General features: G+C 57.0%; 16 protein-coding genes and 5 pseudogenes. 12 read left to right on the forward strand and 9 right to left on the reverse strand.

The genetic code is table 11. The annotated features are described in order from the left end of the window. Positions 1-1,071 precede the first annotated feature (1,071 nt). The 4 genes and pseudogenes from ACEN2T_RS20230 to ACEN2T_RS20245 all read right to left on the reverse strand — a co-directional run. Positions 1,072-1,857: pseudogene (locus ACEN2T_RS20230) on the reverse strand (UvrD-helicase domain-containing protein); the annotation flags it as partial. Continuing rightward, positions 1,809-4,064 carry an AAA family ATPase gene (locus tag ACEN2T_RS20235; RefSeq protein ID WP_442117386.1) on the reverse strand — a complete coding sequence of 752 codons (2,256 nt, stop codon included), beginning with the start codon at positions 4,062-4,064 and terminating at the stop codon, positions 1,809-1,811. The gene ACEN2T_RS20235 and the pseudogene ACEN2T_RS20230, both read right to left, overlap by 49 nt. Before the next feature lie 20 nt (positions 4,065-4,084). Beyond that, the gene (locus ACEN2T_RS20240; protein ID WP_442117387.1) at positions 4,085-6,724 is read right to left on the reverse strand and encodes an AAA family ATPase; all 2,640 of its coding nucleotides are present in this window, start codon (positions 6,722-6,724) and stop codon (positions 4,085-4,087) included. Continuing rightward, positions 6,721-7,845, reverse strand: a complete 1,125-nt coding sequence (locus ACEN2T_RS20245; protein WP_442117388.1) for a metallophosphoesterase family protein — start codon at positions 7,843-7,845, stop codon at positions 6,721-6,723. The genes ACEN2T_RS20240 and ACEN2T_RS20245 overlap by 4 nt, the downstream gene beginning before the upstream one ends. Before the next feature lie 1,172 nt (positions 7,846-9,017). Here ACEN2T_RS20245 and ACEN2T_RS20250 point away from each other — a divergent pair. Next, positions 9,018-10,808: pseudogene (locus ACEN2T_RS20250) on the forward strand (tyrosine-type recombinase/integrase). Between the two features lie 153 nt (positions 10,809-10,961). Here ACEN2T_RS20250 and ACEN2T_RS20255 read toward each other — a convergent pair. Beyond that, positions 10,962-11,786, reverse strand: coding sequence for an HAD-IA family hydrolase (locus ACEN2T_RS20255; protein ID WP_442117389.1), 825 nt, complete (start codon positions 11,784-11,786; stop codon positions 10,962-10,964). 195 nt (positions 11,787-11,981) lie between these two features. Between ACEN2T_RS20255 and ACEN2T_RS20260 the strand changes: the two genes are divergently transcribed. Then, the gene (locus ACEN2T_RS20260) at positions 11,982-12,326 is read left to right on the forward strand and encodes a cupin domain-containing protein (protein ID WP_442117390.1); all 345 of its coding nucleotides are present in this window, start codon (positions 11,982-11,984) and stop codon (positions 12,324-12,326) included. 146 nt (positions 12,327-12,472) lie between these two features. Then, positions 12,473-13,333 (forward strand): LysR family transcriptional regulator, encoded by an 861-nt coding sequence (locus ACEN2T_RS20265; protein ID WP_442117391.1) that lies wholly within the window; start codon positions 12,473-12,475, stop codon positions 13,331-13,333. 116 nt (positions 13,334-13,449) lie between these two features. Here ACEN2T_RS20265 and ACEN2T_RS20270 read toward each other — a convergent pair whose 3' ends face one another. Further along, the gene (locus ACEN2T_RS20270; protein WP_442117392.1) at positions 13,450-13,956 is read right to left on the reverse strand and encodes a cytochrome b; all 507 of its coding nucleotides are present in this window, start codon (positions 13,954-13,956) and stop codon (positions 13,450-13,452) included. Positions 13,957-14,366: 410 nt separating this feature from the next. Here ACEN2T_RS20270 and ACEN2T_RS20275 point away from each other — a divergent pair. The 5 genes and pseudogenes from ACEN2T_RS20275 to ACEN2T_RS20295 form a co-directional block, all read left to right on the forward strand. After that, positions 14,367-14,570 (forward strand): annotated as a pseudogene (locus ACEN2T_RS20275) (DDE-type integrase/transposase/recombinase); the annotation flags it as partial. Positions 14,571-14,667: 97 nt separating this feature from the next. After that, positions 14,668-14,886, forward strand: coding sequence for a transposase (locus ACEN2T_RS20280; RefSeq protein ID WP_442117393.1), 219 nt, complete (start codon positions 14,668-14,670; stop codon positions 14,884-14,886). A 94-nt stretch (positions 14,887-14,980) separates the two neighbouring features. Next, the gene (gene tnpB, locus ACEN2T_RS20285) at positions 14,981-15,340 is read left to right on the forward strand and encodes an IS66 family insertion sequence element accessory protein TnpB (RefSeq protein WP_442117394.1); all 360 of its coding nucleotides are present in this window, start codon (positions 14,981-14,983) and stop codon (positions 15,338-15,340) included. Then, positions 15,279-16,673, forward strand: a pseudogene (tnpC, locus tag ACEN2T_RS20290) (IS66 family transposase); the annotation flags it as partial. The gene tnpB and the pseudogene tnpC, both read left to right, overlap by 62 nt. A gap of 102 nt (positions 16,674-16,775) precedes the next feature. Next, positions 16,776-17,279 (forward strand): dihydrofolate reductase, encoded by a 504-nt coding sequence (locus tag ACEN2T_RS20295; RefSeq protein ID WP_442117395.1) that lies wholly within the window; start codon positions 16,776-16,778, stop codon positions 17,277-17,279. A gap of 256 nt (positions 17,280-17,535) precedes the next feature. On the opposite strand, the pseudogene ACEN2T_RS20300 reads toward ACEN2T_RS20295, so the two are convergent. Both ACEN2T_RS20300 and ACEN2T_RS20305 read right to left on the reverse strand, forming a co-directional pair. Next, positions 17,536-17,703: pseudogene (locus tag ACEN2T_RS20300) on the reverse strand (DUF2857 domain-containing protein); the annotation flags it as partial. Next, the gene (locus ACEN2T_RS20305; protein ID WP_442117451.1) at positions 17,700-18,065 is read right to left on the reverse strand and encodes a thiamine pyrophosphate-dependent enzyme; all 366 of its coding nucleotides are present in this window, start codon (positions 18,063-18,065) and stop codon (positions 17,700-17,702) included. The pseudogene ACEN2T_RS20300 and the gene ACEN2T_RS20305, both read right to left, overlap by 4 nt. Here ACEN2T_RS20305 and ACEN2T_RS20310 point away from each other — a divergent pair. After that, entirely contained in the window at positions 18,031-18,159 is a 129-nt protein-coding gene (locus ACEN2T_RS20310; RefSeq protein ID WP_442117452.1) for a hypothetical protein, read from the forward strand. The genes ACEN2T_RS20305 and ACEN2T_RS20310 overlap by 35 nt on opposite strands. 16 nt (positions 18,160-18,175) lie before the next feature. Here ACEN2T_RS20310 and ACEN2T_RS20315 read toward each other — a convergent pair whose 3' ends face one another. Beyond that, positions 18,176-19,399, reverse strand: coding sequence for an acyl-CoA dehydrogenase family protein (locus tag ACEN2T_RS20315; RefSeq protein WP_442117396.1), 1,224 nt, complete (start codon positions 19,397-19,399; stop codon positions 18,176-18,178). A 300-nt stretch (positions 19,400-19,699) separates the two neighbouring features. Between ACEN2T_RS20315 and ACEN2T_RS20320 the strand changes: the two genes are divergently transcribed. From ACEN2T_RS20320 to ACEN2T_RS20330, 3 genes are read left to right on the forward strand one after another with little or no spacing between them, the layout of a single operon-like run. Beyond that, complete coding sequence (locus ACEN2T_RS20320) at positions 19,700-20,767, forward strand: ABC transporter substrate-binding protein (RefSeq protein WP_442117397.1); 1,068 nt, start codon at positions 19,700-19,702, stop codon at positions 20,765-20,767. 4 nt (positions 20,768-20,771) lie between these two features. Beyond that, the gene (locus tag ACEN2T_RS20325) at positions 20,772-23,009 is read left to right on the forward strand and encodes a TonB-dependent receptor (RefSeq protein ID WP_442117398.1); all 2,238 of its coding nucleotides are present in this window, start codon (positions 20,772-20,774) and stop codon (positions 23,007-23,009) included. 49 nt (positions 23,010-23,058) lie between these two features. After that, entirely contained in the window at positions 23,059-24,219 is a 1,161-nt protein-coding gene (locus ACEN2T_RS20330) for an LLM class flavin-dependent oxidoreductase (RefSeq protein WP_442117399.1), read from the forward strand. Positions 24,220-24,222: the final 3 nt, after the last annotated feature.

A 24,222-nucleotide genomic window follows, 5' to 3' on the forward strand; every position in this document is an offset into this window, starting at 1 on the left:
GCGCAAAGTGCGATCAATGGACGTCTCCTTATTCTTCTCTACGTTGCTTAGGTCCGTATCACTCAAGCGCTCCGCTCCGAAGAGCCTGTCATAAGAGAACAAGAAGCCACCGGCCTCTTGGTCATCCATGACCACTAGTACGTGCTCAAACTCGGAGCCTTTCACTACCTGATGAGTAGAAAGATTGGACTGTCCTTCCAAGTAGTTCCGGTATCGTCCAACTTCATGCCAGCGGGCCTTGAACAGAGAATGCCAGCCACGTCTTTTTCGGTCTTCTGAGGGCTCGGTAACGCGGCGGCCAGGTGCTTCCGGAGGTGGTTCAGTGTCTCCAAAGGCCGCTGCAAGGCGATCATCTAACTTGAACAGTTCAGCGCGGATGATTGGATCAAGAATTTCTCTTACCGTGGACTCGGGTTTGGCGCATAAGGTTGCAAACTCTTTAACAGCGCCGTTCAACGTTGCAAGCTGTTCCTTTTGGATCTCGATGTCCGTTGATAGATTGCGTAGTCGATCAAATCGATGCAGCACCTCAATGACGGAGAACTCATCGACATCATGTTGGCCATCGAAGCAAGCTGCCAGCGCCATGGTTTCGCGCAGCAGTACCTGCACCGCCGCAGGGCCGGTGCTTTCGCCGCTTCCTTGGGGGCGAGTGGAGTCGGGGTCTATGAGCATCAGCGCATCGAAGATATCAAGAAAGTTACCCCGGCGGGCAGCAAGCTTGTGCTCAAGAGCTAGTACCTGATAACCCTGGCGCGGGCTACACCATTCGTGATGGTGTGAGGCTGCGGCCATTTCCTGAGCGCATAGAGCCTCACCTCGAATCTTCTCGCCAGCGGACAGGTTTGTGTCGCCAACAAAAATGCGTACTGTTCCAGCAGTTTTTTCTGTTCGCGGATGCTGTCTAACACCGGTCGCCGGTTGTGTCCGGCCATCCATTTCGGTTTCCCAGATGTGGTTGATCAGGTCCACGATCCTCTTCTGGCTGCGGTGATTCATCTGCAAGGCAGGGCGGGCCCATGCATCGGGAATCAAGCTGGGCAAGTCTTGGTGACCGTCAGCATAAATGCGTTGACGGTGATCGCCGAGGAACCCTAGAGCGAGCCTTGTTGGAGCTTCTTCAGCTACTTTCATTAGCGCACCAAGCATCCCTTTCATGGTGTCTTGGGACTCGTCGATGAGAATCACAGGATGCCGATCCGCCAAGACTCGTCTTAGAGTTGGACGCTCCGCAAGCAGCCACTCCGTTATGGAGAGGACCTGCGAATGCTGCAGGGCTCCTTCGCCGTAAGTGTTACGGTCGGGATGGTAGATAAACCGGGGAATGGTTTTGATAGCTTCTGCTTTATCCTGAAGCTCCTGGATCGTGCGCTCATCCTTGGCTGTCGGTCCCCTTACTCGTCCTGCGGCAGTCTGTTTTGCCTCCTCAAGATTCTGAGTATTAATGCTTAACAATGAATCTCGAATATCGTCGTCGAATCCAGCAATCAGATCCCAGCAGAAACCGTGAATGGTGGACACTTTCGTAAGATCGTTTTCTCCAAGCCGGCCATTAATCACGGCAACCGCATTTCTGGTGTAGGTGATGATGCGAATAGACTGCCCACGAGATTGAAGTCGAGCTGCGAACTGAGCTCCAGAATCGTGTGGCTCCACACCAGTAAGGCGGCGCAGGGTCTCAACAAGTGTTCGTGTTTTGCCGGAACCGGCGCCGGCGAACAGGAAAAAACTACGAGGTGGTGCTGAGGTCAGATAGCCAGTGATCTCCTCGACGACTCCCGCGTCACGATCATTTCCCTCCCTGAGAGTCATGGTTGCTCTCCTGGTGGAGTGGGGGTCAACTCCGATTCGAGCCATACAAGTGCATCGGCAATGTAGCTCGGGCACGTGAGCTGTGCCCCCAAAGACAGGTGTTCAAACAGCGTTGCAGCGAAGTCACCTTTATTGAACGAGCCGCGGAGCATTTTGTGAAGCTCCTCATTCAGTACCTTGGGATCGGAGTGCTGCTCTGCTTCGCGAGCAGCTCTTCCAAGGGAACCCTTCTCATCGCTTTTGGATTTGAACCAGTCGAGATTGTTGAGAATGAAGGAGTCTTCGAAAGAGCTTGGCCAAGGTCCGCCGGCTGGGACTGGCACCTGCCAGGCGAAAAGGGTACGACTCCCCTTGGGGCAAGTCCAAACCTTCTTATCCTGATCGAGTTGGGCATAATCCGAGAAGCTCGCGAGCTGAGGGTGCCATTTAGTGAGGGTGTCATTCCCAGACAATAGCTTTGCTGAGTCGGAGATCGCCGTAGCGACCCAGATCACTCTGCCCTTTGCGCTTTTTGCTTCACTGACAGGATCAATGTCAGTGATCACCACTGTTGGGATTCCCAGTCGCTCCACGAGTGGTTTTAGCCTATGGGCATGACTGCCGCCGACTTCAAGGAAGGATAGGTAACGACTGCTTAGCTCCTTATGGTCTCGCTCGATGAAGAAGGGTACTAGCATCCGCTCAGCTGTCCCCTCTACGAAGATTGCAGCATCTGCAAATAGCAAGTCGGTGTGTTGTACTTGGAAATATCTCTCCGCAAACGTGCGCGTACTGTGGTCGTCGCCAAAGACATCCGCCAAGCTGATTACCTCGGCACTGGGCATTTCACCGGGGTTAGCGGCCTGCACACGACGAACATAGCGCAACCGAGTGAAGCTCCCTGCATGGGCCATATGGCTTGCATGGGTGCTGAGCAGAATCTGGCTGGATAGGTGAACGTCAGTACCTTGTTTGGGCGTGATCAGCTCAAGAGCTCTTTTGGGGAAGATTCGTTGAACCTGCACATGCAGGTGGGCTTCTGGTTCCTCTATGAGTACTAGGTGCACCGCTGCAGGTGCCCCTTTTTCTGGATTCAGCCGGTTTTCACGGAAGGACACAAGTTGATAGCTGAGGGACTGGAGATTTTGGTAACCGAGACCGATCGCATGTTCGGGAAGGAACTCATTGGGTTGACCATCTAGACGGTACTGAACAGCTGTGCCGTGATCAAGAAGATCTGCCGTTTGGATTCGAGTGCGGAAGTGAATTTCCTGTGGGTCGTGAAGCCCTGGGTAACCCAGCTTCCTGACATCCTTGATCGACGGCTCTAGGGCGATCCGAATTTTTTCATCGAGTTCCGCCTGAGCCTTAGCAACTGCTAAGACTAGTTCCGGGTGATGGTCTGTGCGGGGAGCAGAGTTGCTGAGGTGTCGGCGAGCATATCGCAGCATCTGGTTTGAGAATAGGCCAACTCGGTGTGGATCGGAGCCAGGCCGGCTATCAGCCTCCTCTGAGCCGAGCCCTCGCTGCGCAGCAATGAAGTCAACTTTAATCAATGGAGCGAGATGCACTCGATCTATCGGTATTGCATTGGAGGAGAGTTCCTGCGGTTTGCCTGTAGGATTCTCTGACAAGGGGCCTTTGGCCGGGTCCAATCTGTACAAGGCCACACGGCTCAGATCGCTGGGATGGCGCAGCCAGTAATCTAACAAGTCGGTTGGCCATGGCCTCGCAGCTACATCCAGGGTGCGGACTGGCTGACGGGCCTCACGATAACGCCAAGCGATTTTCTGTAAGTCATCAATGTTGGCCGCGGGCTCTAGCCGCAGACGAATACCAACAGGTCCACCAGCCCACTGGAGTGAGGGCAGGAAGGGGCACACGATATGATATGCACCAGGTAAGACATTGAACCAAAGGTCTAGCGTTGGCATGGTCCCGAGAAGTTCTTGGCGATACTGATCCCAGACCGTTGGGTTAGCTTCACCTGGGGCAGGGGCTTCATCGAGTGCTTCCCAAGCCTCACCGAGCTTACGGAGCTTTGACCACTGATCTATGCTCAGGTCAAACGCTCCGAAAGCCGGGCTATCTGCGAGGAATTTCCGTAAGGCTTGTAGGATTGAGGTCTTTCCGCTGTTGTTGGCTCCGACCAGAATAGTGGTCTTGGGATCAATTTTGACCTGTACTGCTCCCAGCCGACGAAAGCGATTTATCTCGACGCAGGCTAATCGGACGTTGGGGGAGGATGGAGTTTCATTGACTTCAGCGATCATCTGGCAGCCTCAGGCGGTTATTAGGCGCTAACTTTGAGTGATTGCATGTCTCGCGGGGCAACGCCGAGGTCGCGCCAGTTCTCCGGATGACAGGTAAACAAAAGAATCTGATGCCGCTGGGCCGCGTCGAAAAGAATCCGCTTCATTTGCGCCAGGCGCTGCTTGTCGCTATGCACCAGCGCGTCGTCGAGGATGATTAGGGTGGGGCGGCCGGCTTCCTTGAGCAGGTCGGCATAGGCGAGACGGCTGATCAGGCCCATCTGCTCGCGGGCTCCGAAGCTGAGGGTGGTAAAGTCCCCGCGCTCTTCGCTGCCGTTGCTGGTGCGAACCAGCTGTTCGGGCATCAGGTTCTCGTCCACGCTGAGGCTGGACTGCGGGAAAAGCAGTTGCAGGTAGCGGTTAAGGTGGCGTTGCAGCGGTGCCTGAAGCCGGCGGGTCAATTCGTGACGCTTGGCCCTGAGCGATTCCAGCAGTAGGCTTAGGGCTGCGGCGCGGCGGGCAAGTTCATCGCGGCGACGGCTGGCAAACTGGAATTCCTGGGCCAGTTCTGCGCGCTGCTCCTCCAGCCCCTGGGCGCCGAGAGTTTCCAGGCTAGCTTGCAAGCGGGTTAGCTCCCGGTCACGCTCTTGGGCGGCCTTTTCCAGAGCGTCGGCGGTGCGGGTGAAGCGCTCGATGTCCTGACGGAGAACATCCGGGTTGGCGGCGTCGATCTGTTGTTGGCGGGTGGCTATTGATGCCTCCAAACCAGACTTTATGGCACGTAACTCGAGCAGTTGTGCGTTGAGCTGGCTCTCGTGCTTCTGGCGAGTCGGGGACTGTATTTCGTCCTGGAGTTTTTGCCATTCGGTGTTGGCATTTTGCAGGGATTGGTCGGCCAGGCTGAGTGCCTTCTCGAAATCGGTTGTCGCCTGTTCGGTGGCCTTGAGCTGTTCACTGGCGGTTTCCTGCTGGCCTTCCGATGTTGTTACGCTGACGTCTGTGGTCGCGGACTCCGGCAGGCCTGCCAACTGTGCTTGGAGTTCTTGCTGGCGTTGCTTGCCCAGTCGCCGCCTGCTGCTCAGCTCATCTACGCCGTCGGATGCGCAGTTGCTCAGCAGGAGTTCATTGCGGTGAATTTCTTCCTGGAGCGTCCGACACTGCTCGGCACGTTCTTCGGCCTGCGCGAGACTGTCCACCCGCAGCTTGCCCTGCAGAGCGGTGATACTGTCCTGCAGGGTCTGCTGACGGCGGACCAGCTCGGCGATATCCTCGCCGCCGGGTTGAATGCGTAGCTTGCCGATGCCAGCGATATGCAGATCGATAGGCTCCAGCAGCAAACGCTCGCCCTGGTCGGTGAGCAATTCGTTGTCGAGTTGCAGGCTCTGGCCCGGCAGCAGCTCGAATTGCAGCCGAGTTGCCACGGCTTGCTGGGCGATGCTGAGGTCGCTCAGTTCCCGGTTGAGCTTTTGCAGTTGCTTGAGAAGTTTGACATCGATTTGGTTGGCTTGCAGTTTTCCGCGCTGCTCCAGCAACTGCGAGTGCAGTTCTCGGGCTTTGCTCAGGTTACCGTCGATGTCGGTCAGTTCTTGGACTAGTCGGGCCAGTTCGCGGGCGAGCCCTGTGCGTTGCTCCTCCTGACGGGCCAGCTTGAGGGTTTCGCGAGCCTGTTGGTAGACTGTTTGCGCGTGGCTTAGCTGGGTTTCAATCTGCTGCTGACGCGTTTGCAGGTCGCTCAGCGTGCTTTCCGCTTTCTGCTTGGCCTTGGCTCTTTGCTCCAGCTCCTGTTGCTGTCTAGCGAAGTTGTGCAGTTGATCTCGGCAGAGTTGCTGGCTGTCCTGGCAATTGTGCAGTTCCTTTTGTTCGTGTTGCTGCTCTTGTACCCAGCTGTCTACCTCGGTCAGACGAGCGTCGGCCTCCTTGGCCTGGCCGCGGTAGTTTTCCCAAGGCTTGGAAGTATCTTCCTGCTGCAGTTGACGCAGTTCTCCGAGGCGATCCACATGCTGGCGATAAGTGGCTATGCTGGCGTCCAGCTCACATAGGCGTACCTGGTGCGTGTCGTATTGCTGATTTATGCGTGCATAGTCACCGGTGGGACGTCCAGTGCCAGTCAGTAGGGTTGCACGGACTCGCTCGACGCGATTCATCAGCTCATCTCCTGCACTGCTGGCGACTTCACCTAGGCTTTCGCCCAATGCGGATTTGAGGTGATCGCCGGCATACGTGACGGCTGCATGGATGTCCTGGCCTGAGCCTTGTTCGATCCACAGCAGGCCGGGTATGCCCCAGTGCTCGGCTTTGCTGACGCCGCGTCCGGGGAATTGATAGCCGAGCAGATCCGCTAGCCGCTCCTCGGCTTCGTCACCATTGAGCGACTGGCCTGCTATCTGGAGGTCGCAGCGCTTCTGTTTGAGGAAGCTTTTGGTAAGCAGCCAGCGCTCGTCCTGCCAGTCAAACTCCAATCGGATGCTGGGCGCCGCCGAGGAGTCCCCCCAGGGCTGCAAGTCGTCGACGCTGCTCGACCTATGGCGCTCAAAGAAAGCGGCGCGGATAGCCCGTATCAGAGTGCTTTTGCCGGACTCATTGGGGCCGATGAACAGATTGATGCCAGGCTCCAACTCGTCGACTTCCAGGGGCTGACGGAACTGGCGAAGCTGTTCGATGCGCAAGCGACGAAGTTTCATGCTCGACCCTCCTGTGACAGACGTTCTCGTAGTAGGCCTGCCAGAATGGCTAGGGCGTCGCGGGCGGTTTCTGCGCCTTCGTGCTGTTGACGCTCACGCAGCTCTGCGATGACTTCACCCAGATAACCGTCGGCATGCAGCGCGGCAACATCCTCGTCAGTAGGCTCCAGATGGAGATCGGCTAGGTCGAATTCCAGACTACGACAGCGGCCCTGTGCCATGGAGAGTGCCTGCTGGAGGCGTTGCTGCTCAGTCAGATCAATTTGCCCGGAAAGGGTCAGGTCGAGGACGGTAGTGTGGGGTAATTGCTCCAGTCGCTGGATTAGTTGCTCCAGGTCTGACTCGACGGCCAATTGTTCAGTCCAGTGTTGCCAGTGGTATTGGCCAACGGATCTAGGCTCCACGAGGGGGGGCTGCCCGGCGCCTGGAAGATCGATCAGCAGGACCTGGCCGGCGCCATTGTCTTTGAAACGCTCCTGTTCGGGGGTTCCGCTGTACCAGGTGCGTTCATCGATGCACTTAAGACCGTGCCAATCGCCCAGGGCCAGATAGTCGAGCCGAGCCCTCCGGGCACGGTCTGGGGCAATGGGGTTGGGCGAATCGATGTCTTCCGCGAGGATGCCTTGTACGCTGCCATGAGCCAGCCCTATGCGCAGTAGGCCGGGCGCCGTTTCGGCTGTGTCGAACCAGTCGGTTAGGTCGCTGTAGGTCTGCCGCTGGGTTAGAGGTGCAGCCAGTAGCGCGAAGCCTTGCTCGGCGAACTCCATCACGTTCGGTTGCAAGGCGATATGGACATTGGCAGAAATGGCCGACAGGCGTTTAGCCCTACTCCAGACGCTTTCCTCTAAGGCTGCGTCGTGGTTGCCTGGGATCATAATCCAGGGACCGGTGAAACTCTGCATTGCGTTGAACAGGCGACGGATGGTGCGATCGGAAACAGTTTGTGCATCGAACACGTCACCTGCAACCAATACAGCCTGTACCTGCTCATGATTGGCCAATGCAGCAATGCGTTCGATAGTCGATAGGCGGGCTTCGGCCAGAGCTGCTGCGTCTTCTGGTGCGAAACGCCCATACTGGCGGCCGATTTGCCAATCGGCAGTATGCAGAATCCTTAGCATGGTAGTCCTTCCTTTGTCAGCTCTCGTACTAGTCGGTTAGAAATTTGTCATCTCTATCTAGCGGACGGAAAAACATCTCACCTTGTTGGTTTCGCTTCTATTGAGCAGATGGTCGCTATCCAGTCGGGGGGCTGGTCAGTGATATGCAGCAGGACACCAGCAGGCTATTAGCTTGCAGGTTCTCGGCGGTAAGAAATGTAGGTGATGGACGCATGTCCAGGGTGAAATCGTGCTGGTCTCGGACGCCGGTATTGGTCCACTCGATTTCCCGAATGGCTGGCACGGAGTTCTGGTGGCAAGCGAAGTTGATCTGCTGTGCAAGGCTGACTGCAGCCTAACCCGGCGGAAGGGTTCTGATGAGAGCCGGGAGGGGGACTGCTGATCCATGCGAAACCTCCATGTCAGGTGTCCGCCCCGATGGGCTGCCACCATTTCCAAAGCGGGCGTTCACCTGCGTCACATTTTCTAATGAGCGGCATTAACGTGCCATCACATTATCCTCATGCTCAGCTTAGGTAAAGCGACATGCCAACGCCAACATTCATCAAGCACATCTAGTTTGGCGGTGCTGGGACTGGACACCTATCTATTAGGTGGCATCGCATAGGCTCCACCCACGCCGCGACAGTACACCGGATACTTGTGCTTTTGAATGTCTGCCGATAGACGTCGGTTGTGAGTTGACCGGTGAGTGGGGGAGGTTGAGGCGTCTTTTTGGCGGTGACTCATCTTCAGTTGATCCTGCACAATTGCCACCGCCAGCTTGATGATCGTTCGTACGATTGGCTACGGGTAGAATCCAGTAGCTTGGCTTGGAGTCACTCCTTTTTTGCTCTTGATACACTCTGAAAACAAGTCCAGAATTGAGTCTTTTCCTGCTCCGGCAAGAAAAGAAACCCCTTAGATTTCAATGGGTCGGACGCTAGATGCGAGTCTCGTTTCCCGCTCCAAATATAGCGCTGCATAGTTCTACTGAATTATGTAAGCGATTGAATAAGGACCTTCGGGTCCTTTTTTCGTTCCGGCGGGAACCATTGAAATCCAGCGCTATCCGGTGCGTTTAAGTCCAGAATTGAGTCCAGGATTCTGACGATTACTGAATCGGTTTAATGCTGGAGCAGATTGCGTAGCGAGATGAGCATCTGGCCCCTGACTCTGTTCAGGAGCTCGCGATGGCACTCTCAGAAATGACAGTTCGGCACGCCCGAATCATCGCTAATGAGTGCACCCTCGATGACAACGATGGTCTCACTCTCAATGTGACGGCCAGAGGCGGAAAAGTTTAGCTCTTCCGTTATTACTGGGCAGGCAAGCGGAAGCGCATGTCCTTAGTTATCCACAAATATCCCTCAGGCAAACGCGTACACGACGTTATGATGCGCGCGCCTTGGTTGCCCAAGGAATCAATCCCTATGAGTACTGTAAACAACAGCGGCTTGCTGTACGTTTTGCTGTAGAGCATACCTTCGAGGCCGTGTTCAATCAGTGGGTGGGGTTCCGAAGGCTGAGCCTGAAAGAAGGGAGTCAGAGTACGCTCTCGCAGATCTTGCGAATCTTCAATAAAGACGTCTTGCCCGTACTGGGTGAGAGGTTTATCCACGATATCAATCGTCACTATATGCTGGATCTACTGAGCAAGATCAAACAGCGCATGGCTTTAACGACAGCGGAAAAATGCCCAACCTAGTTCAATCAATTTGTTTCGCTATGCGCTGTTAAAAATCCAGGGGCTGGAACACCATCCGGCTTCAGCCGTTGATGTGGTCGAAATCCCTAAGCTTTCGGTAACGCACAATCCATTTCTTCGTATGGGCGAGCTCCCGGGGTTGATGGTTGCTTTTCGAAACTACGATGGCGCGAACCAAATTCGGTTTGGCCTTCGGTTGTTGTTGCTGGCCGGAGTCTGTAGGGGCGAGTTACGGTTGGCGACACCCGATCAGTTCGATCTGGAAAAGCGTTTGTGGGTCATGCCAGCGGAAGTGGTGAAACAACTCCAGCTAGCGATGGGAAACCTGGGAAGCAGGCCCAAAATGTGCCGCCCTACATCGTCCCGCTGTCGTTTCAGGCTCTGGAGGTAGTGCGGTATGTGCTTGATCAGGTTTTCCCCGCGCAACGCTACTTATTTGCGCACCGAAGCGACCTTAACAAGCGCATCAGCGAGAACACTCTGAATTGCGCGTTACGTCGGATGGGGTACGCTGATCAACTCGCTGGTCATGGGGTGAGGGCGACGATATCGACGGCGCTGAACGAGATCGGGTACCCGAAGGTGTGGGTAGGTGCTCAGCTTTCTCATGCGGATCCGGACAAAGTTAGTGCGGCCTACAATCACGCGGAATATGTCGAGCAGCGCCGGACCATGATGCAGGGCTGGGCGAATTGTCTGGATCTTTGGGGGGGCAGGGCCAGCTGAAAGCGGCAACCCCTCCGCTGGCAATTCGTTTAAGAGGCGCAGCTTCGCTGCCGTTACTGGAAAACGCGAAGGGAAATGCCGTTCTGTACAGCAGCAGCTTTCCACAGGCAGCCGCTCCAGCCGCGATGCTGAACAGTTGCGAGCATGCCCCTCATGGGGTTCAGCCGATTGCCTGTCGTGGTCGCTCCGACACGGACTGAAAAAGCTCACAGCTCTCACTTGTCTGACATCCAGTCTGAGCGCGCGGAAATGTTGGTCACGTTTCAGGCTTCGAGTAACTTGGCCATTGCTGGCTTTCCCCGGGCGGGCAGGCAAATCCTGTGATCAGATCAATCGCGATATTAAGGCTCGGCGCCTGCTGTCTCTGGGCCTGGGGAATCGCGATCAGCGCATTCCCGATTTGCAGCTTGATCCATTGCGGTACAAATTGGTTCTCCCGGTCTCAGGATGCGGATTCAGTCGTTACGACATGGCCGGCCTTCGGAGGGGGGTACGAAGTTTTTCCATGCTGTTTGAGACTTTTCAAGTCCGGTGCCGTACGCATGATTAAGCCTCTGCTATCGCAAATTTTCCGGTTGCTTCGTGTCTACAAGAGCCCCGTTGATTAGTACGCCTGCCTTTAGCATCCGATAAGTTGGTTACACCTGGTCAACTTCAGGTGTAACTCATTCATCATCTTGGCTGCTTGAGCATGAGTTATGGCTTATCGCTCCGACTCAACCGCTTGAGCAAATTCGCCCAAGGTTCTGAAGTGATAGTCTGGTTGGGTTACACCTTCTTTCGGTGTGGGCGAACCGCCAAAACCTTCCTGGTCATGACGGCGCTCGATCCAGCACACCGCGTACCCCAGTTGTTTGGCGACGCCGATGTCGTGGAATTGGCTTTGCGCTACGTGCATGTAATCTTCGAGATGATATCCATGCACCCGCTGGGTACCGCGCAAATACGAGAAGAACTGAGGATTGGGTTTGCAGTTTTCGACATCCTCGGCGGTCACGATGTCGTCGAATGGTTCCTGTAGCGTCTTCGCCATTTCGCGAACAGACCAATTGTCAGCATTACTCGCGGCTATTAAGCGGAAGTGCTTGCGCAGTTGTTTTAACGCATTGATCGAGTCCGGGAAGGCCGGCCAGTCGGAGATGGACATACGCAGACCCTCGACATCTGCGTCCGCTTGAGAAAGGCCAAACTCGGACGCCATGATGCGATAGATGTGGGGGAGCATTGTGGTGAATGTTACGCCCGGAGTTTTGGCGTGGAGAGCGGTTTCAGCGGCAGCGAAGCTCAGAAGAATCTGCTCATCTGTCAGGTCGCCTCGGCCAGCTTTCTCAGCGACAGGGCGGATGTAGTTCACTACACCCTGTTCAAAATCAATTAGGGTGCCGACGACATCGAAGGTCAGGACTTTATGCTGTTTTAGTTTCATTTTTGTTTTTTCCAACAGGATGTGTGGTTGTGAATTGACTTTATCCCACTGCATCGATGCCGGAAATTGACATGTTGTCATGCCTGGATCGAATTTTGTCATGGGCTGTTTTGCTGTGGTTTGCGTAACAATAACGGTGTTGTGGATTTTCGTTGTGCTTGCTTTTCCTGTGCCGAGTGGAGTTTAAGTAACTTGGACTCCTAAGCCTGAGAGGATGGTTTGGTAGTTGGTTTCAGGTAGCGCCTAGCGCGTCGTTTTATAGGGTATCGTCGATAACAACAGTTGAGGTGCGCGCTTATGAAAGTACAGAAACTCAGCGATCCATCCCGCCTGCCTGATTTGGCTCCATGGGGTGAAGTGGGACTTCCCGGCTCGCCCGTTGTTAGCCTGTCAGGAGTCAAAGTAGAAATAGGGGGGGAGTCGGTTGATGCTGGCGTATTCGAATGTACGCCGGGGCGTTATCGTCGTTCGGTGAAGGAGGCCGAAGTCATGCACTTTTTGACGGGGGCAGGGAGCTTTACACCGGATGGTGAGGAAACCCTTGAGTTCGGTGTGGGCGATACATTCTTTTTTGAAGCCGATACTTACGGAACTTGGAGTATTTCTCAAACCATGCGCAAGCTGTACGTCATTCTGAAGTAACGATTGTGGCCGGGCCCGTGTTCGTGGCTCGTCGGCATCAAGGCAGTCACGTCAACGGGCGCATCTGGAACGCGCCGTCGCGCGTGACGCTTGGCTTTCATTACATTAAGATTTCGCATTCACGGTGTGGTGGCATGGTGCTAGTGATGCGATTAGATATCGATTCCCTGCGAGCGTTCAAAACGGTGCTGGAGCTTGGTGGGGTCACTCGGGCCGCAGAGAAGCTTCATTTAACCCAGTCTGCCGTCAGCCATAAAATTTCTCGCCTGGAGGAAAAACTGGGGCGTCCAATTTTGTGTAAAGGTCATCAGGGACTGATGCCGACTGCTGATGGTTTGCAGTTGCTTAGTTTTGCTAATCGTCTAGTCGCGATACATGATGAAGCCGTTGAGTTTTTCAAACGCTCCGATTTGTCGGGTGAGATCAGATTAGGAACTACCGAAGATGCGATTGACAGTAAAATATCAGCTGTCTTTGGACGTTTTCGACGCTCAAATCCCCTCGCTTCGATAAATATCAGGGTGGCTCAAAGTCTGCTGTTGAGTGAATGGCTGAATACATCAGAGATAGATTTGGCTATTTTGCAAGTTTTCGTTCATCAAAAAATGCCTGGCGATACTGAGTTATGGCGCGAGGACTTGCACTGGGTAGAGTCGGTCAATCACCCATTGGTATTCAATGGTCGTGTACCTTTCGTCTCCTTCGATAAAAACAGCTTTTATGGTCTTGCCGCAAAGCAGAAGTTGGAAGAAGTTGGCTTGAAGCTTGAAAGCGTATTTGAGTGCCCAAGTAGGGAGGGGATAAAGGCTGCTGTCTTGAATGGGCTCGGCGTTACACTTCTTAGTAGCAGGAACATAACGGAGGGGTTGACTGAGGTGGCAGGAGGTTTGCCTAAACTTTCGCAGGTTTGTCACGTACTGAGGCCGCACCCAGGGGCGGGAGGCCCTTTGTTGAGAAATTTGGTTGATGCGATACTTAACGAATTTTTGGAGACGCCGCTTTCCTGATTCAGAATTTGTACTCAAGTGTATGAAGGCGTACAGGATTTTTCAGGCTGGCCAGGCTGTTGTTTAATATCGATCAGCGTCTAAGCGCTAAAGCGCTGAGAGATGACAACTGAACTTTACAGCATGCGCCCCAACACCGATCGGCCCCGAAGCTGATGCCACAACACCGCAGACAGATGCAACACCACTAATGTAGCCAGTATGGCGCAGAGCACATGATGCACCTGCCGGGCTTCTGCCAAGGTTGGCAGCGCATGAAGTATCTGCGGTAAGGGCATGACACCCAGGAGCATGACTGGGTGGTTCATCATCATCACACCGGTCAGCAATACACCGCTCACACAGACATAGACCAGTGTGTGGGTAATCTTCGCGATGCGTCTTTGTAGACTTGCAGCACCACAGGACTGTTCGAACGGTGACTTAAGGTACAGCCAAAGACGCCAGGCAAATATCGGAATGAACAGCGAGGTTATTTGTGGATTGAAGGCTTCCACCCACTGGCGAAGTGGATAATTCACGGGAAGCAAAGCCACGCCAAAGCCGCTCACTGTGGCCCAGAGGATGACCAGCGCCGACAGCCAATGCAGGTAGATACGGGTCGTCGAGTAGGGGGCGGGCATTGATTGCAAGACGGGAGGAACCATAGGGGCGCGCAGTGCTCGCTAGTAGGAAGTGTTTCCATTTACATTTAACGATACTAGCTGATGATCCCCTCTGCAAGAGCGCTCCGAAACGCCTGTTACGGAGCGACACCGGCATCCAGGGTGTGACTTGCTCGGCATCCATGTATGCGAACCGACGGCATTAAAGCGCTGAATCACGATGCCGATCAAACCAAACGAGCCTGTGCTGCGACTTTCAGTGTGCCTGGTTTCTTGCTCCATTTCCTCAGGCAGATATTTAGGAGAAGTCTTATGGCATGGTTTCGTGATGCGAAATTGTCCAGCAAATTAATTGCTGCATTCGGGGTATGCGCACTCATTACTCTTGTGATCGGGATGTTGGGCAGCCGAGGTGTCTCTCAGTTATCTACGAAGGCTGGCTGTATTTGGCTGTGGTCTTGGATCTGTTTTCTCGTCAGGTCGTTGGCTGGTCAATGAAGTCGCAAATGACCAGTGATTTGGCCATTGATGCGTTATTGATGGTGGTTTGGAGGCGTAAACCGAAGCAGGAGGTGATAGTTGACTCCGACCAAGGTAGCCAGTACAGCAGCTCCGATTGGCGCAGTTTTGTAAGCGGATGGCGAACACACCTACCGAACTCCAGTATTTAGGGCGATGGTGTTCGCGTATTTTTAAGCGGACGCGATCACCCTTATCGCCAGGATTTCCGTGCGCCAACGCAGGTCTTACCCCAAACTATTCAAAGCCCAGGTCGTCCAGGAGTGCCTCCAGCCCGGAGCGACGATTTCCAACGTGACTATCCATCATGGCATCAACGCCAACGTTGTCCGCAAGTGGCTACCGCTTTACCGGGATGAATCAACTGCAACCTTGCCGCCTTTCGTTCCCGTAAAGCGGTACCAAGACGAGCAACAGACGAGATGGTGATCATCTCGCTGCCTCTGGGCAATAAATCCATCACCGTAAAATGGCCAGCGTAGGATCCGGACGGCTGCGCGTATTTTATTCGTGGCCTGACCCAATGATTCGCGTCGATGCCTTCTGGCTCGCCACTGAACCCATGGACATGCGTGCCGGCACTGAGACCGCATCGGCCAGAGTGATTGCAGTATTCGGTACGGCGAAGCCGCACTGCGCCTACCTCTTTGCCAACCGCCGGGCCAACCGCATGAAGGTGCTGGTGCATGATGGCGTCGGTATCTGGCTGGCGGCGCGGCGGTTGAACCAGGGCAAGTTTCATTGGCCGAGCATCCATCGTGGGACGGAGGTGGAACTCGACCTCCAACAACTTCAGGCGCTGGTACTTGGCTTGCCTTGGCAGCAAACAGATCAGCCCAGCGCAAAGCAGCTTGCTCGAAGACCTGCTCAATACCGACCTTGAAGCCATCGAGGCCGAACTAAAAGCTCTTCATCCATCACCTGTCCAGGCAGAACCACGCCAGCAACCCAAGCGCGCGCCGTTGCCGCCGCAGTTCCCGCGGACTGTGATTCATCACGAGCCAGACAACACTCAGTGCGCTTGCGGCTGCCAGCTTCAGCGCATCGGTGAAGACGTCAGCGATAAGCTGGACTACACGCCGGGCGTGTTCACCGTCGAACAGCGTGTGCGTGGGAAATGGGCCTGCCGGCAGTGCGAAATGCTGATCCAGGCGCCGGTACCGCCGCAGGTGATCGATAAGGGCATCCCAACTGCCGGCCTGCTGGCGCACGTGATGGTAGCCAAATTCGCCGACCACCTGCCGCTCTATCGACAGGAAAAGATCTTCGGCCGTGCGGGCCTGGCCATCCCGCGCTCGACACTGGCGCAGTCGGTGGGGCAAACCGGCGTGCAGCTTCAGCCACTGGTCGATGCGCTGCGCGAAGCAGTGCTGGCCCAGCGCGTAGTTCACGCCGATGAAACACCGGTACAAATGCTGGCTCCAGGAGAGAAGAAAACCCACCGCGCTTACGTCTGGGCCTAAAGCAGCACGCCATTCTCGGCACTCAAGGCAGTGGTCTACGACTTCAGCCCCAGCCGTGCCGGCGAACATGCGCGTAACTTCCTGGGCACGTGGAACGGCAACCTGGTCTGTGACGACTTCGCCGGCTACAAGGCAAGCTTCGAGCTAGGCATCACCGAAATCGGCTGCATGGCCCACGCGCGCCGCAAGTTCTTCGATCTGCACGTCGCGAATAAAAGCCAGTTGGCGGAGCAGGCGCTTCACTCGATTGGTGGGCTATACGAAGTCGAGTGACACGCCAAGGAAATGATCGACGAAGACCGTTGGCGATTACGCCAGGAAACGGCGGTACTCATCGCTGAAAAACTGCATGAATGGATGCTGGCCCAGCGTGAACTTGTGCCCGAGGGATCAGCTACGGCCAAGGCCCTGGATTACAGCCTTAAACGCTGGGTAGCACTGATGCGCTACCTGGAAGATGGTGCTGTGCCTATCGACAACAACCAGATCGAGAACTTGATCCGGCCGTTGGCGCTTGGGCGCTCGAACGGGCTGTTCGCCGGGTCGCTTCGCAGCGGCAAGCGGGCAGTTGCGATCATGAGGTTGATCCAGTCGGGGCGCATAAATAGGCATGATCCGTATGCCTATCTCAAAGATGTGCTGACGCGGCTGCCGACGCAGCGGGCGAGTGAGATTACAGCGTTGCTTCCGCATAAGGGGGGCGCCCGTTTAACTACGCAACGCGTGTTCGGCGGATGCTTACATGGTTTCTAAGGTTATGCGTAACAAATCTTATACCAACGTCAACCGCTCCCATATTCTCGCCCCAGAGAAACATCATAGGTTACTCAACAACCACTTCATGGAGGATGCACATTGCAAATACCTATCGCATTGGTGGCAGGCATGGGGGCGCAAAACCGTTCGATTGGCAAACGCCGGGGCCTGTTGCGCGTCGTTCCTGATGACCTTCAGCGATTCGCCGAAAAGACGATTGGAAAGCCCGTGATCATGGGCCGAAAAACTTTCGAATCGATCATTGTATTAAGTGGCCAGGCGCTCACGAAACGCCCCAATATCGTGCTATCTCGCGACCCCACCTTTAGTAGAGATGATGCGATTGTTTGTCGATCACTGGATTCGGCACTTGAGCGTGCGGCGCAGGATAACCCTGAGGAGATTCATATTGGTGGAGGGTCTGAGATTTATAGCCAAGTTATCCATAGGGTAGATCGGCTTTACCTCACTCTCTTCCATGACGATCAGGAGGGTGATACTGAGTTTCCAGAATTCGAGAATGCGTTCACCGAGGTCTCGCGCCATGGTGTCAGAGAACACAACGGCTTGCGATACGAATGGGTAGATTACGTTCGACGTTGAATAGCTATGCTCATCACTGTGCAGCCTAAAACTTCGGTAAATCCGTGTAAGCCCCTGGAAGGGCACTTTCGAAGCGCCCTTTGGCTATCAAAAGCATTGGGAAGGTGACTTGACCGGACGCTTACGCAGTTTTTTGAAGGCGAATAATTTGGTTGCCAGTATGAGTCGCCGAGGCAGCAGCGAGCGGGGCATGATTTTTTGGGGCTTGCCGATGTAGCGGAACTGGATCGAAGTGTCGGCTGATGGCTTGGGTTTAGGTGGCGCCGGCTAAACGAGACAGTGTGGTGGGTGGCAGTGATTGCAGGATCTCGAGGTCCTCTTCAGCCAAACCCAAGGCGCGACAGCGTTGAAGGTGGCCTTGGCGCAACTCGTGTAGCACCTGGTTGAGCATGGTGCTGTTCGGCATGGCGAAGATCGCGTTCATGAGAGTGCTCCCGAATCGTCCTCAGGTGCGGCCTGGGTCAGGTCCACAATACGTCGGGCTAGTACCACCAGCTGGATCCACCGGTTCAGTTGTGCGTCGGGAAGGCGCTGAAACTCGAATGACAACCTGGCGTGGCCCACGAGTGGTGTCAGATAGTCAACACCTGTGACTGTTCGGCGCGAGCGATGCTCACACAGAGCACCAACTGCTCTACATGTTGGAACGCCCAGCGGCTGTAAGGCTCGGTGTGCCAGTTGGCCAGGGTTGTTCCACAGGATGATCGCCATCGCAAGGCGTTGTTCCGATGCGTTGACAGGCTCTTGCACGGTGAACCGGAAGCCGCCGTCGCCAACCATCACCATCAAAGGCCGAAGCACCGAAGCCTTGCTGCGCAGTGCCGACCTTGCCTGCTACAGCACCAAGCAGGCCCGACGTAACCAAGTAGTCTGCGCCTAGGCCGTTGTGGCAACGCTCAATCCGCCTTGCGCCCCTGTTCACCCTTGGCCAGGATAGCGGTGTATTCGCCAGGGTCCACGCCATTGAGGTAGTAGTTGCCCACATGGTGCAGGCGCCAGCGAATCGGATCGTGGGTGGTGTGCACGCGGGCGTTGCGCCAGAAACGGTCGAGGTTCCATTTGCTCAGCGCCGAGCTGGCGCCGAGCAGGGAAAACATCTCGCTGGATATCTTCAGCGACGCGCTGTCGGAATGGGCTCGCACTGTCGCCACCGCCAGGATCAGCTCGCTCTGCAAGGCCGTGTCGTGCTCATCCAGCAGGTGCTGGTCGAACAACCGCGCGGCTTCGCGCAGCAGTGATTCTGCCGCGCGCAAGGCCACAGCAAATTCGCCGATCTGGCGGATAACATGAGGCTCTTCGCTGGCGCGTTCTACACCACTTTCCACCCAGGGCCGAGCGTGCTGGCGCAGGTACTCGACTCCTGCCTGCAGGGCGCCGGCGGCAATGCCGGCGTCGATGGCAGCGTGCAGAATCTGGGGAAAGGTCAGCCCGGTACGTTTCATCGGTCCTTCGCGCAGCAACACGAAATCCGGATCGAGGATAATCTCTTCAAACCGCACAGTGCCGCTCACCGAGTGCTGCTGACCGAAGGCGCGCCAGTCATCCACCAAGGTCAGACCCGGGGTGTCGCGGTGTAGCCAGATACCCGCGCCGCCTTGCTCCGAGGCGGCGGCCAGCCAGATCCAGTCGGCCAGGTAGGCACCGGTCGAGTAGAACTTGCTGCCGTTGAGCACAAGTTGCCCATCTGCGCGGCGCTCCACACGGGTCTTCAAGGCAAATTTGTTCTTCCCGCCGACTTCAGCCAGGGCGTTGGCCAAGCGCTTGCCGGCCAATACATCGTTGACGATGCGTTGGCGTGCCGTTTCGCTGTAGTCCTCTAAGATGCCGCGCAGCATCACATAGTGAATCTGCAGCAATTGGCCGACGCCACCGTCGGCGCTGGAAATGATCCGCACCACCTCTACCTGGGTCTGTACCGACGCCCCCAGCCCACCCAGCGTCTCAGGCACGCCTATCGCGGTCAGACCGTAATCGCTGAGCCATTGGGCCTGGAGGCTGGGCAACTGCTCGTTATGTGCAGGATCGTTGGCCAGTTGGGCGATCCGCACGGCGGCGGCAATGGCGGCGTCCACGGCCTGGCGTTCGCTGCGTAGGGGAAGAGGAGGGGCGATGTCGCTCATGAATGAAAGTCTCGCTGGGCAGATAAAAAAGAAGGTCCACCCGTGTGCAGAGCAAGTTTTGCGCCAGCGCCCGTTCGCCCGCATGTGCGGGCTGTGGCAGGGCGCGGGTGCTGAGGATTGTGGCAACAGCAGCAATGGTTGCTGGTGGCCTGCTGCGCAGGCAACAGTCGGTTTTTTTCCAGGCATGGGCTTCAGCTTAATTTCATTTAAATCAACAGGTTGCTCTGTTGGCATGGTCGTTGCGAAGGGCTGCGTATCTCCCCGTTGTCGGGTCTTTCATTCGTGTTGATCGGAGTTCCCATGCCCATTGCTACCCACTTGCCTACTTCCACGCTGGACACGTTGTGGTTCACCCGTTGCCCAGTGCCCACCGCTTCCGGTATTGCGTTCAAGTTGGGTTGGCTGGGCGAAGAATTCGCCGGCAACGGTATCCGCGTCGCCACCTTGCAGGACACCCAGCAACTAGGGCGTCACCATTACGATCACGAACTGCCTGGGCTGTTTCGCGAAGGCGGCAACGTGCCGGCCCTGGCCGCGCGCGGCGCAGGTACACCGACGCGCCTGATCGGTCTGACCTGGATCGAGGAATGGCAAACCCTCCTCGTACGTCCCGACTCGGGTATCCGCTCGCCTGCCGATTTGCGCGGCAAACGTCTGGCGCTGCCGGCTTGGGAGGTGGGAGACCGTCCCGGCAGCATCGCCCGCGCCATGAGCTTGTCTGGCTACAAAGGCGCGTTGTCGCTGGCGGGCTTGGACTTCAGTGATGTCGACCTGGTGGAAGTGGCATTGCACCCCCGCGACGACAGCCTGCCACCGGAGGAAGGTTTGCAGCGCATGTGGTCGGGCCTGGACTACCTGGTACGCGGTGAAGTGGACGCGGTGTACGTCAAAGGCGCCTCCGCCGCCGACGCCGCCCAGCGACTCGGGCTGGTGGTGGGCATCGACCTGGATCAGGTCGCCACGCCGCGCCAACGCATCAACAACGGCACGCCACGGCCCATCACCATCCACCAGAACCTGCTGGACGAGCACTACGAAGTCGTCGTGCGTTTTCTCGCACAAACCCTGCGCGCCGCGGATTGGGCCAGCCAGAATCTCGACGCCTTGCGCGGCATCCTGGCGGAAGAAACCCGTGCCGCCAGTGCCGGTGTGGAGGCGGCCTATCGCGGTGACTTTCACACCTCACTGCACCCTGACCTGTCGGCCGAACGCCTGGAATACCTTGCGCTGCAAAAGAACTTCCTTTATCGCCACGGCTTCCTCGAACACGACTTCGACCTTACCCAATGGGTCGCCCCCCAGCCGCTGCAAGACGCACGCGCATTGCTGTCGAGCCGCGCACCTGCCAAGCCGACTCAAGGACGCTAAGCCCATGCCAGCGCATTTTCGCTACAACCGCCTGTCCTGGGCCATTGCCGGCACCTTGGCGCTGCACGGTCAGATGGCTTTCGCCGGCGACACGCCAGCAGCCGTTAGCAACGATGCGCTGCCCACCGTGACGGTCACCGCGCAAAAGCGCGAAGAGTCCGTGCAGGATGTGCCGTCTGCGATCTCCGTGGTGAGTGCCAAGGACATCGAGGCTACCGGTGGCGGCTTCAGCGCTGGTAAGGCCTTGCGCAACGTGCCCAATGCCATCGCCCCGGAGTTCTCCGGGCACCAGCGGCCCCGCTGGTACATCCGCGGCATGGGCTCCGGCGACATGGCTTCGACCACGGTCTACCCGGTAGGCATCTACACCGACGACGTTTACATCGACCCGCATGTCGCTACCGGTTTCCCGCTGTATGACATGGAGCGTGTCGAAGTCCTGCGCGGCCCTCAGGGCACGCTGTGGGGCAAAAACACCACCGGCGGCGCGATCAACTTTGTCTCGCGCAAACCCACCTTTGAAGACCCCGCGGGCTACCTCAAGGCCGATGCCGGCAATTACAACGCCAAGCTGTATGAGGGCGCCTACGGCGGTGCCTTGCTCAAGGACAAACTCGCCGCACGCGTGTCGTTCATCGACCAGAGCAGCGACGGACAATTGAAAAACCAGGTGGACGGTCACACTGTCGGCGATATCCATGACCAGGCACTGCGCCTGCAATTGCTGGCGCAAATCAATGATGACCTGCAAGCCACCCTGCAACTGCATGCCCGTGACTACAAAGGCCAGGGCATCGCCACGCGTGCCTGGGGTGCGGGGCCGGGTGGCACCACGCTGTTCGGCCCGGCCCCCAAGCCGAATACCGGGCACGCGGCGTTCACCGGCAAGGGCGACGATCGCATCCAGCACAATGGTGTGCAGTTGGCGTTGAAGTGGAACTTGGGCGACCTGCAACTGGACTCGATCACCGCGTTCGACGACATCCAGGAAAAGGCCCAAGGCCCGAACATGAGTGTTTACGAGTTCGGCCGTTCCTATTCCGATGACCACTGGAAGCAAGCGTCCCAGGAGCTGCGATTATCGTCGGCGAAGCACCAGCCGGTCAGTTGGATCATCGGTACCCACCTGTTCCACGAACACCTGGACAGCGCCGCCAGCAGCGCGTTGCTGCCGGCCGACTACAACCAGGCGTTCGGCGTCGCCGATTACGGCAGGACCTCTATCGACCAGAACACCGACAGCTTCGCTATATTCGGCAGCACCACCTGGCAGGTCAGCGACCCCTTGAGCCTTACCACCGGCCTGCGCTGGACCCGTGAAACCAAGGATATCGACCTGCAACGGGTCGCGGCCCCCGGCAGCAGCGATGTGTCGTTCGGCAGTGCGGACCAATGGTGGAAGCACTACACCGGGCCGCTGGTCACGACCGTGGTCCAGGACGAGAAGCGCACTTGGAACAAACTCACCTACGACATCACCCCCGAGTACCAGCTCAACGACAACGCCCGTGTGTATTTTCGCTATGCCAAGGGCTTCCGCTCCGGCGGTTTTAGCGGTGGTGCGCTGGTGCAGGCCGAGGCCTCGGTGGTGGCGCCGGAAAACGTCGACGCCTACGAACTGGGCGTTAAGAGCGAGTGGTTCGATGAGCGCCTGACCGCCAACGCCAACGTCTTCTACTACGACTACTCGGATATTCAGGTCAACGCCGTGTCGGTGCGCGACGGCCAGGTGGTGTCGTTGCTGACCAACAGCGGCAAAGGCGTGATTCGCGGCGCCGAGTTCGAGCTTGAAGCCTTGCCGATCAACAACCTGCACCTGAATGCCTCGGCGGGCTTGTTGCACACCCAATTGCAGGACTTCGAATCCGGTGGCGTTGACTACTCCGGCAACCGCATCGCGCGTTCGCCGTCGCGCACCCTGGCGGTGGGCGCCAGCTACCGGATCCCGCTGGACAACGGTGCCTCGCTCAATTTCGGCAGCGACTGGCGCTACCAGAGCCGCATCTACTTCCTGCCTACTGCCCAGGAAGACCACAGCGTCTCCCAGGGCGGTTACACACTGAGCAGCGCCAGCGCCACCTACCACTTCGGCGGGGGGCTGGACCTGGACCTGACCGCCTACGTCAACAACCTTACCGACAAACAATACAAAACCGACAGCGTGCCCTTGCCCTTCGATGTGGCCTGGGACGCGCGGGGCGATCGACGCACCTTTGGTATCAGTGCGCTGACCCGATTCTAAAACCATGCCGTTGCGTGCATCTCTGACCTTTTTACTGGAGTGACAAAGCATGACGATCAAACTCTTGTGGTACCTCACCACTCCCGACGGCCCGTACCCATGGGAAGAAGCCGGGCGCTGGGTGACCGGCTTCGAGCAACTCAAACAGATTGCCGTGGTCGCCGATCGGCTCGGCTACTATGGCTCGCTGCTGGGCACCAGCCCCAATGCCAATCTGGCCACCGCCGCCGCATTGATCGACGCCACGAAGCACCTGCGTTTCCTAGTGGCGCAGTACCCTGGCGAGTTGTCGCCGGCGGTGCTGGCAAAGTGGGCATTGAGCTTCGATCAGTATTCAGGTGGACGCTTGTTGCTCAACCTGGTCAACGGCGATGACAGCGGCCTGGCGTCATTGGGCGTACATTTCTCCCACGATGAGCGCTACAACTTCAGCCGCGAATACTGGCGCGCGTTTCGCAGCGTGTATGCAGGCGAAACCCAGGGCTTTGAAGGCAAGTACATCAACTTGGCGCCGCGTGACCCGCAAGACGCCAATCACCCCTTGGGCGGTTGGTTGGCGCCGACGCAATCCACGCCCATCGAGTTCTGGGGCGCGGGCACGTCCGATGCCGGTGTGGCTCATTCAGCCGACCTGCTCGACGTGTACCTGAGCTTTGCCGACACCCCGCCACGCTTGGGTGACAAGTTTCGCCGCGTCGGCGCCGAGGCCGCCAAGCGCGGGCGCACCCTGCGTTTCGGTACACGCTTGCAGATCATCGTGCGCGAGACCGAGGAAGAAGCGTGGGCCCACGCCGAGTTGCTGTTGCAGCGCACCTCGCTGCAAACCGCCCTTGATAGCGTGGCGGGGCAATTGCCTGCGGGCGCGACGCTGGACAGTTACGTCAGCGAGGATCCCCAGGTGCAGCGCAACCTGCAGACCCTGCGCGACGGGCGTCTGCCTACGGCCAGGGAGCTGGAGATTTACCCCAACGTATGGGTCGGTCCTAGCCTGTTCGGCTTTGACATCCTGCGTCCGGCGGCCGGCACCTATCTGGTGGGCAGCGCAACCCAGGTCGCCGAGCGCTTGCGTGAATACCAGGCGCAGGGCGTATCGGCATTCATCCTCTCGGGCTACCCGCTGATCGACGAAGCGCAGCGTGTGGCTGACCTAGTGTTCCCTTTGCTGGACCTGGACCATGGCTTCGAGATTCCCTCGTTGTCGGTGAGGTAAACC

Origin of the sequence: Pseudomonas sp. W22_MBD1_FP4 (assembly GCF_052113765.1) — a bacterium.
Classification (GTDB): Bacteria; Pseudomonadota; Gammaproteobacteria; order Pseudomonadales; family Pseudomonadaceae; genus Aquipseudomonas; species Aquipseudomonas sivasensis.

Coding starts and splice junctions, on each gene's coding strand:
- ACEN2T_RS20305 (WP_442117451.1), bottom strand. CDS start 18,065: ATGGTGATGGTTGGCGACGGCGGCTTCCGGTTCACCGTGCAAGAGCCT.
- ACEN2T_RS20325 (WP_442117398.1), top strand. CDS start 20,772: ATGCCAGCGCATTTTCGCTACAACCGCCTGTCCTGGGCCATTGCCGGC.
- ACEN2T_RS20320 (WP_442117397.1), top strand. CDS start 19,700: ATGCCCATTGCTACCCACTTGCCTACTTCCACGCTGGACACGTTGTGG.
- ACEN2T_RS20245 (WP_442117388.1), bottom strand. CDS start 7,845: ATGCTAAGGATTCTGCATACTGCCGATTGGCAAATCGGCCGCCAGTAT.
- ACEN2T_RS20330 (WP_442117399.1), top strand. CDS start 23,059: ATGACGATCAAACTCTTGTGGTACCTCACCACTCCCGACGGCCCGTAC.
- ACEN2T_RS20235 (WP_442117386.1), bottom strand. CDS start 4,064: ATGATCGCTGAAGTCAATGAAACTCCATCCTCCCCCAACGTCCGATTA.
- ACEN2T_RS20260 (WP_442117390.1), top strand. CDS start 11,982: ATGAAAGTACAGAAACTCAGCGATCCATCCCGCCTGCCTGATTTGGCT.
- ACEN2T_RS20255 (WP_442117389.1), bottom strand. CDS start 11,786: ATGACAAAATTCGATCCAGGCATGACAACATGTCAATTTCCGGCATCG.
- ACEN2T_RS20265 (WP_442117391.1), top strand. CDS start 12,473: ATGCGATTAGATATCGATTCCCTGCGAGCGTTCAAAACGGTGCTGGAG.
- ACEN2T_RS20270 (WP_442117392.1), bottom strand. CDS start 13,956: ATGCCCGCCCCCTACTCGACGACCCGTATCTACCTGCATTGGCTGTCG.
- tnpB (WP_442117394.1), top strand. CDS start 14,981: ATGATTCGCGTCGATGCCTTCTGGCTCGCCACTGAACCCATGGACATG.
- ACEN2T_RS20240 (WP_442117387.1), bottom strand. CDS start 6,724: ATGAAACTTCGTCGCTTGCGCATCGAACAGCTTCGCCAGTTCCGTCAG.
- ACEN2T_RS20315 (WP_442117396.1), bottom strand. CDS start 19,399: ATGAGCGACATCGCCCCTCCTCTTCCCCTACGCAGCGAACGCCAGGCC.